Here is a 408-nt window from a genome sequence, read left to right on the forward strand (position 1 = left end):
GGTTGATCTACAACCCCGGCGCAGCGCTCTCGATCGCGAGCGGTCAGAGGTGGATCCTCAGCCTGCTCTCCGCAGGCGTGGTCGTGTTCGTGATCGTCACGGCCCGCAAGATCCGCTCGACAGCCTGGGCCCTCGCGCTCGGGCTGGTCCTGGGAGGCGCGCTCGGCAACCTCGGGGACCGCTTGTTCCGCGAGCCCGGCTTCCTCACGGGGCACGTCGTCGACTTCATCGACTACGGCCCCTTCATCGGGAACGTCGCAGACATCGCGATCGTCGTCGCAGCCGTCCTCATCGGGTACCTGGCGCTGCGCGGCATCGGCCCGGACGGACGGCGCGGGGACGAGGACGTGGTCGCCGAGAAGGACGACGTGGTCGCCGAGAAGACGGCGACGCCGGTCACCCCGACAG

The 408-nt window shown here is 69.6% G+C and carries 1 protein-coding gene; it reads left to right on the top strand.

From position 1 onward, the window contains the following. On the top strand, window positions 1–408 hold a 408-nt coding region (locus tag JWG43_RS21075), incomplete at both ends, for a signal peptidase II (RefSeq protein WP_205244454.1).

The sequence above is a fragment of the Desulfobulbus alkaliphilus genome, from assembly GCF_016918545.1.
GTDB lineage: Bacteria > Desulfobacterota > Desulfobulbia > Desulfobulbales > Desulfobulbaceae > Desulfobulbus > Desulfobulbus alkaliphilus.